We start from the raw sequence: 16,932 nt of genomic DNA, 5'->3' as shown, positions 1-16,932 counted from the left end.
CTTTATCTATTGTGTTACTTACAAAAAAATGAACAATTGGTAGACTCTCGAACTTGATCCAATGTATATGGATGAAAAACCTCACTTAATACTAAACCTTTATCAGTCACATGAAAGACGGCCATATCCGTGATAATCATATCCACACATGCCCGAGAGGTTAATGGAAAAGTGCATTCTTTTACAATTTTGCTATTTCCCACTTTATCCGTATGATTCATTAATACGATCACCTTTTGCGCTTTCTGTGCAAGCTCCATCGCACCGCCCATACCAGGTATTTTTTTACCTGGAACAATCCAGTTCGCTAAATCTCCTTTTTCACTTACCTGCAATGCTCCTAAAATGGTGATATCCACGATTCCCCTACGTATCATTCCAAATGCAATGACACTATCACAGTAAGAACCACCACTAACTAAACTAACCGGGTATCCTCCAGCATTACAAAGGTTTTCATCCTCTTCCCCATGTTCTGGTGAAGGCCCCATCCCAACAATTCCATTCTCCGCATGAAACATGACATTTATGTCTGACGTTAGATGATTTGGAACAAGCGAGGGAATGCCAATCCCTAAATTGACCACCATGCCTTCTTTGATTTCTGCCGCAGCTCTTTTTGCCATTTGATCACGGATACCTATTCCCATACCCATTTCCAGTTCACCCCTTCCGTCGGTACAATATAATTGACAAACACTCCAGGTGTGACGATTTCATCCGGATGGAGTTCACCCACTTCAACGATTTCCTCCACCTCTGCGATCGTAATATCTCCAGCCATCGCTACCAGAGGATTGGTATTTCTTGCACTTTTATCATAAATAAGATTGCCGTATTCATCTGCCTTCTTCGCATAGACAATCGATATAGGCGCACTTAATGCTTTCTCTAGTAAATAACTTTTTCCCTCTAACACAACTTTCTCTTTATTGGTTGACACAAAGTCACTGTCCATTCCAATATCTGTTAGAAAAGCTGGAATTCCTACGCCACCCGCTCTAATTCGCTCTACTAACGTTCCTTGAGGTGAAAATTCGACTTCAAGACTTCCTTCAGTCATTAGTTGTCCAGCAACAGGATTGGACCCAATATGAGAAGCAATGACTTTTTTTACTCGTTTGTTTGCTACAAGCCTCCCTATCCCTATATGTGGAAATCCGGTATCATTTCCAATAAGTGTTAAATCCTTAATCCCTTTATTGAGCATTCCTTCAATAATAGATGGCGGAGACCCAACCCCTCCAAAACCGCCAAACATAATCGTTCCACCGTCATGAAATAAATCTAATACTTTTTCTACTGTCGTAATTTTGTTGAAGCGATTTTTCATGATTTACCTCCCCCCCTCTAAAAACTCATTGGAAAAGTCTAGGAAGGTTTTACGCAGAAGAATTAATAATTCATCGATTTCATCCTTAGAAATCGTCAGGGGCGGAGCAAGGATAATAGCATCACCATGAATTCCATCAAGTCCAGCTGCTGAAGGGTAAAGCAGTAAGCCATTGTTAGCCCCAAGCTGAATCATTTTATTTGTCACTTGATCTTCTCTTGGAAAAGGCTCTTTATTTTCTACCGATTGAACAAATTCAATCCCGATTAACAATCCTTTGCCCCGAATATCTCCGATAAATGAAAATTCTTCTTTTATTTCTTGTAAATGATGAAATAAATAAAAGCCCTTCAATTCAACTTGCTCTATAATTCTATTATTTTGTAAATATTCCATGACCGCTAGAGAAACCGCGCATGATTGTGGGTTTGCACTTAGAGTGTGACCACTCATTACACTTTTTGTTCCAGCCAAGATTGGTTCCATCACTTTGTCACTGACTAAAGCAGCAGCAATAGGGGCATAACCAGCTCCCATTCCTTTACCGAGCGCGACTATATCTGGCTCGACTCCCCAATGCTCACATGCTAGCATTTTGCCTGTCCGGCCAAATCCAGTCATTACTTCATCAGCGATAAATAGAATTTGATGTCGGTCACATATTTCTTTTATTACTTTGTAATACCCTTCCGGTGGTGATATTGCCCCACCTGCAGCCCCAATCACTGGCTCCGCAATAAAAGCGGCAATTTGGTCTGCTCCTATTTTTCCAATTACATTTTCCAGTTCAGATGCACAGGCAAACTTACAGGAGGTGGGCTCTAAATTATATGGACAACGGTAACAATAAGGAGGTTGTATGGCGGGAAAATCCTCAAGTAGAGGGACGAATCTTGCTCGCCTCAATGTATGACCTGACATCGATAACGCACCAAGCGTGATACCATGATAGCTAACCCATCGAGAAAGGATTTTATTTTTCGTTTTAACCCCTTTTTCCTGCCAATGCTGTATGGCTATTTTCATAGCAGTCTCAGTTGCTTCTGAGCCACTATTTACAAAAAAACTCCAGTTCAAAGACCCAACACATTGTTCTGCTATTTTTCCAGCAAGTGCTTCCGCTGCTTCACTAGTAAACTGCGATCGGTAGACAAAGGACACCCGCTTTGCTTGTTGAACCATCGCATCGATAATTTCCGGTACACCATGACCAATATTGGCTGTTACCGCACCGGATGAAGCATCGACATACCTCTTCCCTTCCTTGTCATATAAATAAATGCCCTTCCCATAATCTATTGTTGGATATACCGCATCAAGCAACGGTTTAATTAAATATGAATGCTCCATTTGACTCCCCCGTTCATACAAGCGTAAGCGATGCCTTATAAGATTGTATGAGTAAGAAGAGGAAATCTTTCTTTGCAAAAGATATTAGAGCCCATTTTCCTGTAAATTTTACTCCAATGTTCTACTTTTTACATATTCTTTATGGAATTGAAATTGAGGAGGAAAATTAATGTATTTCAGACAGAATCCAACTTTGAATCCGATGCCATCAATGGAATCAATGACATCTCAAGCACCTATGAATGTACCTAATCAAATGTCACAACCTGTGCCAATGTTTACGTATGAACCGTTTGTTGTTCAAACTCTACAAAGTGTAATGGGAAAGATGTTAGTAGTTGAAACGGTGAAAGATACATTAAGAGGGACATTAATGGATGTAAAACCAGACCATATCGCCATGCAAGTGGGGGATAAAGTATTTTTTGTACGTATATGTCAAATTGTAACGGTCATGCCGGATTGAATATAGTGTGAGGAGCCCGAATGCAGTAGCGGGTTCTTTTTATTGGTAAGATTTTTGATATATCTTAAGCATCAAGCGCTAACGGTCTTCACCAGACTTATGATGACCGTTAGCCAATTTTATGATTGTTCAATTTGAATAAAGCAGCTACCTTGTCTAGCTTCAATGGTTGCTTTTCCACCAATTGGAATGGTGGCTATAGGACTGACATGTCCAAAGTTCACATTTGCGATAACGGGTATGTGGGAAATCTCCCTCTTTGACGAAATTATTTTCCGTAATGCTTCCTCTGTCACCTGTGAATCCTTTTGAAATCTTCCAATTAGTATGGCTTGGATGTCTTCGGCACCAGGTAAATGCAAAACCGATTGCAAGTCTCGATCAAAGGTAAGGGCATGTGACTCGTAATCATCTTCAATAAACAGGATACTTCCTTTGAGGGAAGGCATAAATTCGGTACCCTGAAGCAGATTCAAGGTACACAGATTACCTCCAATAAGTAGACCTTCTGCGTTTCCTTCTTGTAGAACTAGGTATTCCTTTTGCTCATGAAAATGGCGATCCTCTTGGTCTAAATACCAAGGATCATCACTCCAAAACTCAGAAGGAGATACTTCATAAGGCGCATCATTTGTAACCGCTTGGATAAAGGAATCCATTGTATATTCAAAACCATGCTTCATTCCAAAGGAAGAAAAATGTGGACCGGAATATGTAACCAACCCCGTCTTTTGATAGATAGATAAATTTAAAGCCGTAATATCACTATAACCTATAAGCACCTTAGGATTATTTTTTATGATGTTAAAATCTATATATTTAAGCAGTTGATTCGCGTTATAACCGCCTATTGCGGTAAAAATCCCTTTTACGTTCTGATCAAGAAATGCGTTATGCAAATCTTCTATCCGCTCCTCGATGGAGGTACTAAAAAACTCATCGTGTGTATGTACATGTTTTCCAAACGTTACATGAAAGCCTAATGCTTCTAATCGGCTTCTTGATATATCCACCTGTTTTTCCTTTAATATGGCCATACTTCTTGAAGGTGATATGACTCTAACCTCATCACCCGGTTGTAATCGCCGTGGAACCATCACCACCACAATCCATCCCCCTTTATAAATAATAGATAAAAAGGACCTGCCATCTTTTGACAGGTCCATCTTATTATACCAAAACTGGTTCCGTGTTTGTTCTTTTTGTTGATTTCTCAACGATATCTCTAGCAATCCAAACGCCACATGCACTAGCTTGAGCGAGTCCGCGAGTGATCCCTGCTCCATCTCCACCAACATAAAGCCCGCTAATTTCCGTTTCAAAACGATCATTTAGCTTTGGTCGTGCGGAGTAAAACTTCGCTTCCACACCGTAGAATAATGTGTGCTCAGAAGCAAGACCTGGCGATACATGATTTAGCGCTTCTGTCATTTCGATTAAACTCTTCAGTGTATTATATGGAAGCACTAACCCTAGATCTCCCGGTACCGCTTCTTTAAGTGTCGGCTCTAAAAAGCCCTCTTTAATACGCTTTTCAGTGGAACGGCGTCCATTTAAAATATCTCCGTACTTTTGAACAATTAGTCCACCGTTAGATAAACTATTGGCTAGTCTAGAAATTTCATGTGCATACTCATTTGGCTTATCAAAAGGATCAGAGAAGGTATGAGATACTAGTAAAGCAAAGTTCGTATTTGGGCTACCTAATTTAGGGTCCTTGTATGCATGACCGTTCGCCAACATGATTCCAGAGTGATTCTCAACAACGACATGTCCTGAAGGATTGCTACAGAATGTTCTAACCCGTGTACCAACCGAAGTATTAAACGTAAATTTCCCTTCATACAGATGCTCATTAATTTCTTCCATAACAATATTTGATGTTTCTACACGAACACCAATATCCACTTGATTATTAATCATTTTTAAACGTCTTGATTTTAATAGCTTAGCCAGCCATACCGAACCGTCGCGTCCTGGAGCAACCACCACTTTTTCAGCAGATAAGCTTTCCCCTGCTTTTAATTTAATTCCAGTTACCTTATGACCTTCTGGCGTGTTTTCTGTGATTAAGTCCTCAACTTCTGCCTTGTAGACCATATCAATCTTTGTTTTTAAGTATTCGTAAATGCTTTGAAGGATTTGTAGGTTTTGTTCTGTTCCTAAGTGTCTTACTTGAGCACGCAGAAGCTTTAAGCCAGCAGCATATCCACGTCTCTCGATATCTCTAACTTTATCAGTTAAAGGGTCAGTGATGCTTTCTGTGGCTCCATGATCAAGGTTGATCCGGTCCACGTAATTTATTAAATCAACAACCTGTGAATCTGGTAAATAATCCGTCATCCAGCCACCAAACTCACTTGTTATATTAAACTTTCCATCTGAGTATGCACCAGCTCCCCCAAATCCATTGGTAATAGAACACGCAGGTAGACACCCAGCAAATTCCTTCCTACCAGCTGCTGGTGGACATTTATCGATTTTTTTTTGTAAAATGGGACAGTTTCTTTTATATATGTCGTGACCTTTATCAATTAGTAATATGGATGCTTCCGGCATTTTTAATGTAAGTTCATAACAAGTAAAAATCCCAGCTGGACCTGCTCCAACAACGATAACATCATAATTTGTTTTCAAGGTATTCCCTCCGAGGCTACTATCTATATTCGTATTTCCATTAACCATGTGTAAATATACCAAATATAGATTATTCAGTCAACAAAAATACGAACAATTTTTATATAGATAAAAATAATGTTCGTATTTTTACTATGTAAACAAACAAAAGCTCGAGCAACTATCGCTCGAGCTTTTGTTTATATTAGCATCCTTTTCCGTAGAAACTAGCACCGATGATGATGAGTAGAATGAAAAGGACAACGATTAATGCAAAACCGCCACCATATCCACATCCAACTGGTCCAACCGCTGCAGGCGCAACAGCTGTAGGGTACCCGTAACCAGGGTAACAAGGGTCACATCCATGTCCGTAATGCATAAGTTTATACCTCCTAATTAAGCTTTCCTTTTACACTATCCACAATATGTAGTAGGTTCTTGTCCCGCATGTGTATATGCCCATTTTTTCGAAAAAGTTTAGGCGGACAGTGTATCTCTTGTCAAAAGCGAATAAACATTGTAATGTTTTTATATTAAGAGGTTAGGAGTTATATAAAATGAAAAGTATATTAAAGAGCTTTGTGAATGGTATATTAACGATCGTACCAATCATACTCGTGATTTACGTAACATATAAAACCTTCATGTTTTTAGATGGACTATTAGGTGGGTTCCTGAAGCAGTACTTTAAAGAGTCGTATGTTCCAGGTATCGGAATTTTGGCAACGTTAGTGTTAATTACCATTTTAGGTTTTTTATCTACGAAGTTTATAACGGGTACCATCTTCCGAATAATTGACAGGTTATTAGAGAAAATTCCTTTCGTGAAAACCGTTTATTCGGTTATAAAAGATACTGTCCATTCCTTCTTAGGTGAGAAAAAATCATTCTCAAAGGTGGCACTTGTAACCGTTCCTGGCACAAATATGAAAAGCCTTGGGTTTGTTACAGCAGAGGATCTTGAAGTTTTTTACGAACCGTTAAGCGATTATATCGCTGTGTATGTCCCTCAAACCTTTCAAGTTGCTGGATTCACCTTTTTAATCAAAAAAGAGGATGTTGAATTTATCGATGTTAAGCCAGAAGATGCGATGAAATTTATCCTTTCTGGCGGCATGACCTCGAAAAAAACAACATTGATGGAAGCTCAAAAAGAAAGGTAAAAGCCGCATATGGCTTTTACCTTTTGTTTTATGAAAATAAAACTTTATACTTACCGTATCCTTTTTCATCCAGCTCCTCAACGGGAATAAATTGAAGTGCTGCAGAGTTGATACAGTACCTTAGCTTCGTCGGACCTGGTCCATCATCAAACACATGACCAAGATGAGAATCTGCAGATTTACTTCGGACTTCTGTACGAACCATAAAATGACTGCGATCCATTTTTTCAATAATTTCTTCCTCGTCAATAGGCTTTGTAAAGCTTGGCCATCCACATCCCGCATCATATTTATCCTTCGAGCTAAAAAGCGGCTTACCTGAAACAATATCTACATAAATACCGTCACCAAACTGATCCCAATATTCATTTCGAAACGGCGGCTCCGTCCCATTTTTTTGGGTCACCTCATATTGCATAGGAGTTAATCTTTCTTTTAAATCTCCTTCTTTTGTCATTGGTCATCCCCCCAAGCTTTCTTAATAAAGGCAGCACGCCCAGACCCCTCAGAATATCTTCCATATCGTACTGGGTTCTTTTTATAAAATTGTTGATGATAATCTTCAGCTGTATAAAACTCTTTTGCCGGTAAAATTTTTGTCGCGATAGGCTTTGAAAAACGACCACTTTGCGCTAATTCAAGCTTAGATTGTTCAGCTAACACCCTTTGTTCTTCGTCATGATAAAAGATTGCCGTTTCATACGATTGCCCTCGATCATAAAACTGGCCACCCGGATCGGTTGGATCAATTTGTTGCCAGTATACACTTAAAAGCTTTTCATAAGAAAATATTTCAGGATCATACGTAATTTGTACAGCCTCGTAATGCCCAGTTGTTTCTCGACATACCTCTTCATACGTAGGGTTTTCCTTATGTCCCCCTGTATAGCCACTGATGACAGAAATAATTCCAGGCTGTTCATCAAACGGCTTTACCATACACCAAAAGCATCCACCAGCAAATGTCGCAAGTTTCTCCATAAGGCACCTCTTTTCAAATGACTCCTACATATATAGAGTATTTCATTAAGACTTTCAATGCAAATAAGGAGCTTCCATACAGAAAAAACCCCCTTTTGTAAAAGAGGTTTTTGTAAGAATCACCGTTTTTGTTTCATTTGTTTATTGATCTTTTTCCACTTTTTCTTTTCTTCTGATTGAGCTCTTTTATCAAGCTTACGATCCAGATAAGCCAGTTCTTTTTCCAGTTTCTTGAAACTTTGTAAGCGTCCCAGGTCCATTACCCCTTTTTCAATAGCAGCGGCAACTGCACAACCAGGCTCATCCTCATGCTTGCAGTCTCTATATCTGCAATGACTACTAAGCTCTTGAATATCAGAGAAGCTTTCAGCCATTCCAGCTCCACCTTCCCAAAGCTGGATTTCTCTCATACCTGGCGTATCAATTAATAAAGCTCCGTTTGGTAAAACAACAAGTTCTCTGTGGGTTGTTGTATGACGTCCCTTATCATCAGCATCTCTTATACTTTGAATTTTTTGCTTTTCTGCACCAAGTAAATAATTGGTGAGTGTGGACTTACCGACTCCTGACGAACCTAAGAGAGCCACTGTTTTACCGTGCAGCAAATGGACCTCCAGGTCTTCAAAACCGGTACCTGTCACCGCACTTATCACAACAATTGGTACACCTAGTGCAACACTTTCCACTTGCTTTACCTTATTTTGAACATCCGAGCATAAATCTGCTTTCGTTAGAACAATTACCGGATTAGCACCACTTTCCCAAGCTAATAGCAAGTATCTTTCCATTCGGCGTAAGTTCAAATCGTCGTTTAGAGAGTTAACCAAGAAAACGGTATCCACATTCGTAGCGACAATTTGTTCTTCCGTTACATTTCCTGCTGTCTTTCGAGAAAATTTGCTTTGTCTCGGAAGAATGGCTTGGATAATCCCCTTTCCTTCATCTACACTCGGCTTAATTACCACCCAGTCACCGACTGCAGGATAATCCTCTCTTTTATCTGCTTGAAAGACAAATTTACCTGAAATCTCACAAAGCAATTCTCCATGCTCTGTTAACACACGATACATATGCTTATGTTCTAATGCGATTCTCCCTACAATCACTTGGTTATTATCAAAAGTAGAAAATTCCTGTTCAAAAAAATGATTATATCCGATTGTTTGTAAATTCAACTTTTATCCTCCCAAAGTACATACTAAAAAAACCATAGGCATACACAGCCCATGGTTTTTACCGTACGAAAAGAATGGATAAACGACCATTATCTAGTAACTGATTGGGCTGTGTGAAATTGACAAGAAACACTATACACAATGCTTGATTTCATCATCACACAACACCACCTTTTATATAATATTTGTATTATAACCCATATTCAGGAAGCTGTAAACAAAAAAAAACAAACATAGGCACCTCTTCTACCTTCAAAGCATATGTTACACTGAATATCCTTTAAGGAGTGAGGGGTTTGTCTGATTATAGAAACCATGATGACTATATGCATAAAGCTGCTATGTATGATTTATTAGCACAATATTATAAATACTTAGATCCATCCATGCATATTCACTATTACCAAAAACACATTAGGTATATGACCAAAGCAATGAGTTCCCTAAGAGCCCAAACAGTCGCAAACTACTATCAAAGCAATTCACCCGCTAGAATTCGTGTACTACATGCTTCACCTGATGCACCGAAAGTTGATGTATATATTAATGGAAATCGAATTTTACGCGATTTTTCATTTAAAGAAACTAGCAATTACTTATCATTACCTGCTGGAAAATATCAAGTAGATATATATCCTGCAGGAGACATGGTATCAACCGTTCTAAGTAGAAAGGTAACGGTTGAGGCCGGGAAGCAATATACACTTGCCGCTGCTGATGTGGTTGAAAAGATAAAGCTTGTAGTGCTTGACGATAATCCGAGTATTCCGTCCGGTGAAACGAAAGTTCGATTTGTACATCTCTCACCTGATACTCAACCAGTTGATATAGCCGTAAAGAACGGTGATGTTATTTTCCGTAATATTGGGTTCAGACGCTCAAGTGATTATTTAGCCCTGTCTCCATTAACCGTCGATCTTGAGGTAAGAGCTACAGGAACAAAGGATGTCCTTCTTCCGTTGCCAGCTCTTTCATTCCAAAGAAATCAAGTGTACACACTTGTAGCGGTAGGACTAAGTAATGGTGAACCATCCATTGAACCTATCATTTTAACGGAGAGAGAATAAAATAGGTGGCCATTACGCCACCTATTTTATTGGAACAAGAAGAGTAAACATTATATTATCTCGTTTTAAATCAAAAGTATTTACTCTTACTTTTGTATCGCTCTTCAGTTTTAGATCATGAAGGTTTACGTACACCTCTTCATCATTCGGTCGAATCGTAATCCAAGAAGGTATATCATAACTATCCCGAATGAATTTCAATACGACTGGAACGGGCAATTGTAGATGCCCGATCGAGATGGTCTTCTGTCTGAGAATCAAATCACCATTATCTAAAGACTCTGGTTCAAAGGTAAGTTTTAATTCTACGTCTTGAGTAAATACCTTCATTGTCCCATACAATTCTACCTGATCAGTCAGTGTGACGTTGTATTTGATTCTCTCATTAAGCCCTTGCTCTTCAATATAATGATTGATCAATCTGTTTAAATCGGCTTTGTTTGATTGAACATGAAATTGTACATAATCATCCTGATTGATATCCTTTAGAGCAATCTCTTCATCCTTTGTAGGTAGGAAAATCAAAAAAATAACTCCAACTACAACGATGATATTAAGAATAATCAAAGCTATAAAAAGTTTTTTCCAACTATTCATCAATGTTTGCCTCATTTCTGGCAGTCGATCTCAACTCATATCGTTCCGTCAATATTCCTAATGCAAGAGTTTCGTAAATTCTCTCAGCAATTTTTTCGTAACCTAAATCATTAGGATGAAAGTAATCTGTATATAAAAGATTCTCTTCACTTTCCCGAAAAATATCAGCTATATCGACAAAATAAGCCCGCTCATAGTCGGTTAATATCGTCCGACTCGTCATATTCCAATCCTGCATAATGATATCCATCTCTTCTACATCAGGAAACCACTCGTAAAAAGGATTATACAATCCTATCAAGACAACTGTTCCTGATGGATTTACTTCACGAATCGATTCAATAATGGTGCGAAGATTTTTTTCGAATTGCTTTTTTTCCGTTTCAAACAACTCTAGCTCTAGAGTAGAAAAATTTTCTCTTACTACTTTCATCACATCATTTCCACCAATGGTGATAAGGACCATATCAGCTGTCTTTAAAGAATCCTTCACTTCATCTGTCTTTAGTTTACTAATAAGTTGGGATGTTCGATTGCCTCTTACACCGTAATTAACCATTTCTGCTTCGGTTATCCCCTTCTCTTTTTCTAGGTACTCCTTAAGATAAGGCACATAGCCTCCACGGTTTGTACTGTCCCCCACACCCTGAGTTAAAGAATCTCCTACGGAAACAATTTGAAAAGGTTGGGAAATAAAATCGATAGGAATAGGTGCTTTGTTTTCTACGTTAGTTTCTCTAAACTGTATTTGATCTGACTTTTGATTTTGTATATGACTGCAAGAAGAAAGTACAAAGGTAATAAAAAGAATAAAGGCCCACCTCACGAAAAACACCTGCCTTTATAGTTTTTTGTATAGTCTATGGTGAACTGCTTGTCAAATAAACTAAAATAGACCTTTTAAAAGGTCTATTGAAGGGCTTTCATATCATTAATAATTTCCTCATAAGGAATTTCATTAAGACCAGTATAATACTTCATAATTTTCCCATCCTGATTAACCAAATAAAAGTCAGTTCCGTGAATAACTTGATCCTGATTTGTCGGTTTTTTTACTATTGTTTTAAATGAATCCATTGCAAACTCTTCTATATGCGTTTGCTCATAACCAGTAAGGAAATTCCAGTTAGAAAAATCGACCTTAAAATACTCTCCAAATTCTTTTAACACTTCTGGTGTATCTACATTAGGATCTACGGAGAAGGAAACAAACTCTACATTTTCAATCCCTTCATCTTTGACCATCTGCTGAAGCTTTTCCATATTATACGTCATTGGAAGACACACGTCCTCGCAGTTAGTAAAAATAAAATCCGCCACCCAAATTTTCCCTTCTAGATCCTTTAAACTAAAGGGATTGCCTTCCTGATTTGTATACGTAAAATCGGCAACTGGCCAATTTTTCGCATCAGGTATCCCATTATTCCCGCATGCTGCAAGAATAAATACCATCAGCATACTTACCCATCTAAACATCTTGACCTTCATTTATCCACCTGCATTCATCATTCTTTTCAAGTTTATTCTAGCAAACGAGATAATAAGATGAAAGGGAAAAGAACTAAATTTCCTCTATTCCCTATATAACGGAAGAATAATTCGAAAAGTGGTTCCCACACCTTTTTGACTTTCTACTTCAATAGAACCTCTCATTCTTTCAATGATTTGATAACAAACCATTAGTCCCATACCAGTGCCCTTTTCCTTCAAGGAATAAAAGGCCGTTCCTAATCTTTGAAGTTCATCTTCACTCATCCCAATTCCTGTGTCAAAGATTTCAAAAATACCAAAGTGACCTTCTTCCCGTACAGACAAACTGAGAGTGCCCCCATCCTTCATCGCTTCTATCCCATTTTTTAATATATTTATAAGTACCTGCTTTAACTCACTAACATTCCCTTTAATAAAAACATCGCCTGATACGTTCGTTTTCATCCCAATGCTTTTTGACATGAGTGCATACGAATTCATTAAATCCATCACTTTGTGTGCAAGTTCACCTGCATGAACCTTTTCTGAAAATTCCAGGTCTGGCTTCGCCAAAGATAAATATTCATTAATAATTTTCTCGGCACGATTCATTTCTTCTAGCATTAATTTTACGTACATATGCTCTTCTTCACTCAATCCATCTTTTGCTAAAAAGATTTGTAAAAACCCTTTTACTACCGTCATTGGATTCCGAATTTCGTGAGCAACGGAAGCAGCTAACTGACCTATGGCATTCATTTTCTCGGCTCGTTGAAGCTCTTTAAGTAATTTTGTTTCTTTAATGATTGTATCCATTTTCCCAATTGCTACTTCAAAGGTATGTAATTGTTCTTCCGATACGGCTTGCTTACCATTTAATGGACTTGAAATGGATAATCTATCAAACAATATGGCTAACTGTTGGGTCATAAAGTTAAACCGTTCATATAATGGGTCAAGATTTGAATTTTTCTTACCACTTAGATGTATATTAAAGTTTCCAACACTTACCTCGTGTAACCCATACAAGATCTCATCAACGGGCTCCATCACATTGTTTAACACATACTTCAGGGTAAAGAATACGATGACTATCGTTATAACAAAGACAACCGTTAAATATAACATCGTTTCTAACTGCGAATTCTTGATAAAAGATGCTTCTGCATCAATGACTAATACCCCGACTACTTTACCTTCTTCATTCTGTATCGGAGCAAACGCAGATAACCACGTGCCAAGATCATCTGTATACACATTTGTACTAACTACTGTTTTTTCTTCAATTGCTTCCTTAAGAGCGTTGATATGAATATCAACCGACTTATAAAAAGAAAAAGGCTTTAGCCCCTCGTAACTATTTGATACAACCGTGGCATATATTCCTTTATCTTCATTTATAGAAGTAGCTACAATTCCACTATGAAAATAAGAAGAGTTCCTCTCGTTAATTAAGTTAACCTGTTGTTGCAGTCTCTTTACCGCAGGATCATTCGGGTCCTTTAACAGAATGGATTTCTCTACATCATCAGGAGACACAACAGCTGTCCACAGCGTCGATAGTCCCTCAACACGATCCTTCAATTGCTCTATTTCCTTTTTTGTCTGTAGAGCATAACTAAAACTTGAGATCATGAAGATCACTACAAACGTAATAAAAAATGAAAAAAATAAAACTTGCTTGTATAAAGAAAGATGCCTGATCCATTTTTTCATACATACACCGTTCCCTTTTTATTGGGTTTCACTCCCTTTTTATTCGACATCACTACCCAAAATCCTTGTCTTTCCTCCATATTTTTATAAATTCTTTACACAGCCTTTGAAGTTTGTCGAACAAATAAAAAAACCTGAACAGGTAATGTTCAGGTAATTTACTCAAAATAGTACATAAAACCAATGGCACCTGGCCCAGTATGGGTACTAACGATTGGAGTGGTATATTCAATATCTATTAAATCAAAACCAGCTATTGTTTTTAAGGCTGAGATCAGCTTTTGATTTAACTCTGGAGCCTCTGCATGAACGAGTCCAACACCTTTGATATTATGACCAGCTGTGTCTTCAGCGAATTGCTTTGCAAGGTAGTTAGCTACTTGACTGTAGCTTCGAGCTTTCGAAACAGGTGTATATACTCCACCTTCTAGAGAGGCAATTGGTTTGATATTAAGAAGTGAACCAATCATTGCCTTTCCCTTTCCGATTCTCCCACCCTTCACGAGATTCTCAAGAGTATCGACAACTACAAACAATCTTGTATTTGAACGAATCTGGTTGAGTCTAGCCAATATCTCATCCATATTTTTTCCTTCTTTGGCCATCTGAGAAGCTTCTATCACTTGGAATGAAAGGGCTTTCGATATAAAGCGAGAATCAACAACCTTTACATTTGCCTTTGACATAGATGCTGCCGTCTCGGCTGACTGAACCGTACCACTCATTCCTCCAGTCATATGTATTGAAAGAACATCATACCCTTCCGAACCTAATCGATCATACAGTTCAGCAAATACTCCAACAGGTGGTTGTGAACTTTTAGGTAGCTCCGCTGCTGCCTTCATCTTATTCAAAAAGTCCTTTGGGGTTAAATCAACCCGATCAAGGTACGTCTCTCCTTCAATTTGAATAGATAATGGAACAACATTAATATCATACTTCCTTATTAATTCATCGGACATGTCCACCGTTGAATCAGTCACTATTTTAATTTTACTCAAATTCCTTCACATCCTAATGCTAAAATCTCACTACCTATTATACAGAATTCTAGGTTAATGTCGAAAAAAGAAAGAGTATCGGCAAGTACCGATACTCTTCATGTAAAGACAATCATGTCAAAGAAAAACAAACACATCAATTTTACGCGTTATTCTTTAGCTCTGGCACTTGGAAAACATCCTGGTACACTGGCCACTTCAACGCTTTTTTCAAATAGTCTCTAAAAGAATAGCATTTCTTCGGCTGTTTGTCCCGGTATAGAGACGTAATAAATGATTGCAAACGGACTTGGATTAAAAAATAATAAGGGCTATCTTCCTCCAATACTGGAATTTCCATGACTTTTACCTTCTGTCCAACAACGTTTTTGAACTCTAGGCTTTTGAATAGCAAAATATCAATCCTCTTTTTCACCCGTTTGTATATATTATACAATATTTATTTGTCGAAGTGTGTCTGAATATACACTAGTTGTGAAAAAATTTAAATTTTTTTCATTATGAAAAGTAGTACTGGGTCATCCAATAAATATGCGTAAAACAAACCGGTTATAAATGATAGAGGATAGAATAATAAGAGACGAAATGAATCTTTTTTTTCGTATCATACTCCCCCAAATAACTCCCATACAAATGAGAAGTACTGATAAGGAGATTTTTATCGTTAAAAACAAAAGTGGATGGATGTAATAAATATCATTCATATAAGGGTTCATTTCTCTTATCTTATTGAGTGATAATCCATGTGCGGTAGCAAAAGCGTCAAATACGTTCAGAAGAGCGAGATAAATAAACAGAAAACCTAATAATTTCCGATCCATACTAATCCTCATTTTTCATTATAAATTTATTTTTTGTTCTTAATAGAGAACTATTTATGCTAATTATAATGTAAAAGAGGGCCAATTGAAAACAAAAAACCCACTTATAAAAAAGTGAGTTTGATCTTTTATCCTAAATCTACTTTCTCATCCTCATCTAAGCCCCACTCTTTCTCTTTTTTCAACTTTCTTTTATAAACAATTTTCGAAAGATTGATACTTATTTCGTATAAAAAAAGAAGTGGAATGGTCACTAAAATATCACTCATAAAGTCAGGAGGTGAGATGACTACAGAAATTACAACCAGAACAAAATATGCATATTTCCTTATTTTTTGAAGTACATATGGATTTACAATTCCTATAGATGTTAAAAACATTACGACAACAGGTAGTTCAAACAAAAATCCAAATGGAAGCGACATATTCATGATAAAACGGAAGTACTTGTCCGCTGTAAAATTAGCAACAAGCATATCGCCACTTAAATCGATCAAAAAACCCATTACGGTCGGAAAAATAACAAAATATCCAAAGCATAAGCCGACAATAAATAAGATGAACAAAGCTGGGATATAACTCAAAGTAATTTTTCTTTCCATAGGCTTTAATGCGGGTCTAACAAACAACCATATCTGCAAAGCAAGAACAGGAATAGTACCTGTAATCGCAATTAAACCTGCTAACATGAAATAAACCCACACGATATCGCTCGGTCCTAAAGCAATCAACTTAACATCTAAGTCCCGAACAAACCATTGATAGATTTCTTCAACATAAATAAAACCAACTACAAAGAAGCCAAAAAAAGCTACAATAGAGACAATAAGTCTTTTTCTTAATTCGTCAAGATGATCAACAAGCTGTAATTCTTTATCCTCCATGTAAGTCCCCTACCATAACAAAATGTAATCGAGAAAAAAAGTGTAAGAAATATCTTACACCTTATTTCGTAGCATTCTTCTTTTTATCTTCATCGAGCTCTTCCATTACATCACTTGTTAGCTCACGAGTAGATTTTTTAAATTCACGAAGAGTTTGACCAAATGCACGACCAATCTCAGGGAGCTTTTTAGGTCCGAAAATAATTAAAGCAAGTACAAGGATAAGGATCAATCCAGGAACTCCGATGTTTGAAAACACTGTAGAACATCCCCTTTGGTTAATTAGAAT

21 protein-coding genes are annotated in these 16,932 nt (G+C 37.6%); 3 read left to right on the top strand and 18 right to left on the bottom strand.

Annotated elements, in window-relative coordinates:
• Positions 1-14: 14 nt before the first annotated feature.
• Genes ACRX5O_RS03955 through ACRX5O_RS03945 form a run of 3 tightly spaced genes read right to left on the bottom strand, consistent with a single transcriptional unit; the run spans position 15 to position 2,683 of the window.
• Positions 15-656 carry a 3-oxoacid CoA-transferase subunit B gene (locus ACRX5O_RS03955; RefSeq protein WP_433904700.1) on the bottom strand — a complete coding sequence of 214 codons (642 nt, stop codon included), beginning with the start codon at positions 654-656 and terminating at the stop codon, positions 15-17.
• Positions 641-1,333: a CoA transferase subunit A gene (locus tag ACRX5O_RS03950; protein ID WP_433904699.1), complete on the bottom strand. Its 693-nt coding sequence runs from the start codon at positions 1,331-1,333 to the stop codon at positions 641-643. The genes ACRX5O_RS03955 and ACRX5O_RS03950 overlap by 16 nt, the downstream gene beginning before the upstream one ends.
• A 3-nt stretch (positions 1,334-1,336) precedes the next feature.
• Positions 1,337-2,683, bottom strand: a complete 1,347-nt coding sequence (locus tag ACRX5O_RS03945; protein WP_433904698.1) for an aspartate aminotransferase family protein — start codon at positions 2,681-2,683, stop codon at positions 1,337-1,339.
• A 169-nt stretch (positions 2,684-2,852) separates the two neighbouring features.
• Here ACRX5O_RS03945 and ACRX5O_RS03940 point away from each other — a divergent pair, with 169 nt between their 5' ends.
• On the top strand, positions 2,853-3,149 hold the full coding sequence (locus ACRX5O_RS03940) for a YuzF family protein (protein WP_433904697.1): 297 nt from the start codon (positions 2,853-2,855) through the stop codon (positions 3,147-3,149).
• Between the two features lie 119 nt (positions 3,150-3,268).
• Here ACRX5O_RS03940 and ACRX5O_RS03935 read toward each other — a convergent pair whose 3' ends face one another.
• The 3 genes from ACRX5O_RS03935 to ACRX5O_RS03925 all read right to left on the bottom strand — a co-directional run bounded on the left by ACRX5O_RS03935 (position 3,269) and on the right by ACRX5O_RS03925 (position 6,147).
• Positions 3,269-4,246, bottom strand: a complete 978-nt coding sequence (locus ACRX5O_RS03935; protein WP_433904765.1) for a S66 family peptidase — start codon at positions 4,244-4,246, stop codon at positions 3,269-3,271.
• 73 nt (positions 4,247-4,319) lie between these two features.
• The gene (locus ACRX5O_RS03930; RefSeq protein WP_433904696.1) at positions 4,320-5,786 is read right to left on the bottom strand and encodes an NAD(P)/FAD-dependent oxidoreductase; all 1,467 of its coding nucleotides are present in this window, start codon (positions 5,784-5,786) and stop codon (positions 4,320-4,322) included.
• A 184-nt stretch (positions 5,787-5,970) separates the two neighbouring features.
• Complete coding sequence (locus ACRX5O_RS03925) at positions 5,971-6,147, bottom strand: YjcZ family sporulation protein (protein ID WP_433904695.1); 177 nt, start codon at positions 6,145-6,147, stop codon at positions 5,971-5,973.
• A gap of 178 nt (positions 6,148-6,325) precedes the next feature.
• Here ACRX5O_RS03925 and ACRX5O_RS03920 point away from each other — a divergent pair, with 178 nt between their 5' ends.
• Positions 6,326-6,931, top strand: a complete 606-nt coding sequence (locus ACRX5O_RS03920; RefSeq protein WP_433904694.1) for a DUF502 domain-containing protein — start codon at positions 6,326-6,328, stop codon at positions 6,929-6,931.
• A gap of 28 nt (positions 6,932-6,959) precedes the next feature.
• Here ACRX5O_RS03920 and msrB read toward each other — a convergent pair whose 3' ends face one another.
• The 3 genes from msrB to rsgA form a co-directional block, all read right to left on the bottom strand.
• Positions 6,960-7,388 carry a peptide-methionine (R)-S-oxide reductase MsrB gene (gene msrB, locus ACRX5O_RS03915; RefSeq protein ID WP_433904693.1) on the bottom strand — a complete coding sequence of 143 codons (429 nt, stop codon included), beginning with the start codon at positions 7,386-7,388 and terminating at the stop codon, positions 6,960-6,962.
• Entirely contained in the window at positions 7,385-7,912 is a 528-nt protein-coding gene (gene msrA, locus ACRX5O_RS03910) for a peptide-methionine (S)-S-oxide reductase MsrA (protein WP_119708841.1), read from the bottom strand. Before msrA ends, msrB begins: the two co-directional genes overlap by 4 nt.
• A gap of 119 nt (positions 7,913-8,031) precedes the next feature.
• Positions 8,032-9,087: a ribosome small subunit-dependent GTPase A gene (rsgA, locus tag ACRX5O_RS03905; protein ID WP_433904692.1), complete on the bottom strand. Its 1,056-nt coding sequence runs from the start codon at positions 9,085-9,087 to the stop codon at positions 8,032-8,034.
• A gap of 296 nt (positions 9,088-9,383) precedes the next feature.
• On the opposite strand from rsgA, the gene ACRX5O_RS03900 reads away from it, so the two are divergent.
• On the top strand, positions 9,384-10,154 hold the full coding sequence (locus ACRX5O_RS03900; protein ID WP_433904691.1) for a DUF4397 domain-containing protein: 771 nt from the start codon (positions 9,384-9,386) through the stop codon (positions 10,152-10,154).
• Positions 10,155-10,175: 21 nt separating this feature from the next.
• Here ACRX5O_RS03900 and ACRX5O_RS03895 read toward each other — a convergent pair whose 3' ends face one another.
• The 9 genes from ACRX5O_RS03895 to ACRX5O_RS03855 all read right to left on the bottom strand — a co-directional run bounded on the left by ACRX5O_RS03895 (position 10,176) and on the right by ACRX5O_RS03855 (position 16,902).
• Positions 10,176-10,751: a YpmS family protein gene (locus ACRX5O_RS03895; protein WP_433904690.1), complete on the bottom strand. Its 576-nt coding sequence runs from the start codon at positions 10,749-10,751 to the stop codon at positions 10,176-10,178.
• Positions 10,744-11,577, bottom strand: a complete 834-nt coding sequence (locus ACRX5O_RS03890) for an SGNH/GDSL hydrolase family protein (protein ID WP_433904689.1) — start codon at positions 11,575-11,577, stop codon at positions 10,744-10,746. The genes ACRX5O_RS03895 and ACRX5O_RS03890 overlap by 8 nt, the downstream gene beginning before the upstream one ends.
• 83 nt (positions 11,578-11,660) lie before the next feature.
• Entirely contained in the window at positions 11,661-12,239 is a 579-nt protein-coding gene (locus ACRX5O_RS03885) for an SCO family protein (RefSeq protein ID WP_433904688.1), read from the bottom strand.
• A gap of 84 nt (positions 12,240-12,323) precedes the next feature.
• On the bottom strand, positions 12,324-13,937 hold the full coding sequence (locus ACRX5O_RS03880) for an ATP-binding protein (RefSeq protein ID WP_433904687.1): 1,614 nt from the start codon (positions 13,935-13,937) through the stop codon (positions 12,324-12,326).
• 158 nt (positions 13,938-14,095) lie between these two features.
• Complete coding sequence (locus ACRX5O_RS03875) at positions 14,096-14,938, bottom strand: DegV family protein (RefSeq protein WP_433904686.1); 843 nt, start codon at positions 14,936-14,938, stop codon at positions 14,096-14,098.
• Between the two features lie 142 nt (positions 14,939-15,080).
• Positions 15,081-15,332 carry a DUF2535 family protein gene (locus ACRX5O_RS03870; RefSeq protein ID WP_251514983.1) on the bottom strand — a complete coding sequence of 84 codons (252 nt, stop codon included), beginning with the start codon at positions 15,330-15,332 and terminating at the stop codon, positions 15,081-15,083.
• Between the two features lie 124 nt (positions 15,333-15,456).
• The gene (locus tag ACRX5O_RS03865) at positions 15,457-15,759 is read right to left on the bottom strand and encodes a DUF5658 family protein (protein ID WP_433904685.1); all 303 of its coding nucleotides are present in this window, start codon (positions 15,757-15,759) and stop codon (positions 15,457-15,459) included.
• A 128-nt stretch (positions 15,760-15,887) separates the two neighbouring features.
• A complete protein-coding gene (tatC, locus tag ACRX5O_RS03860) occupies positions 15,888-16,643 on the bottom strand; it encodes a twin-arginine translocase subunit TatC (RefSeq protein ID WP_433904684.1) in 756 nt (251 codons plus the stop codon).
• Between the two features lie 61 nt (positions 16,644-16,704).
• Complete coding sequence (locus ACRX5O_RS03855) at positions 16,705-16,902, bottom strand: twin-arginine translocase TatA/TatE family subunit (protein ID WP_119708849.1); 198 nt, start codon at positions 16,900-16,902, stop codon at positions 16,705-16,707.
• Positions 16,903-16,932 lie beyond the last annotated feature (30 nt).

It is taken from the genome of Robertmurraya mesotrionivorans, from assembly GCF_050971805.1.
Taxonomy (GTDB): domain Bacteria; phylum Bacillota; class Bacilli; order Bacillales; family Cytobacillaceae; genus Robertmurraya_A.
Note: the sequence above shows the minus strand (reverse complement) of the source record. Positions and strands in the feature narration are given on the sequence as shown.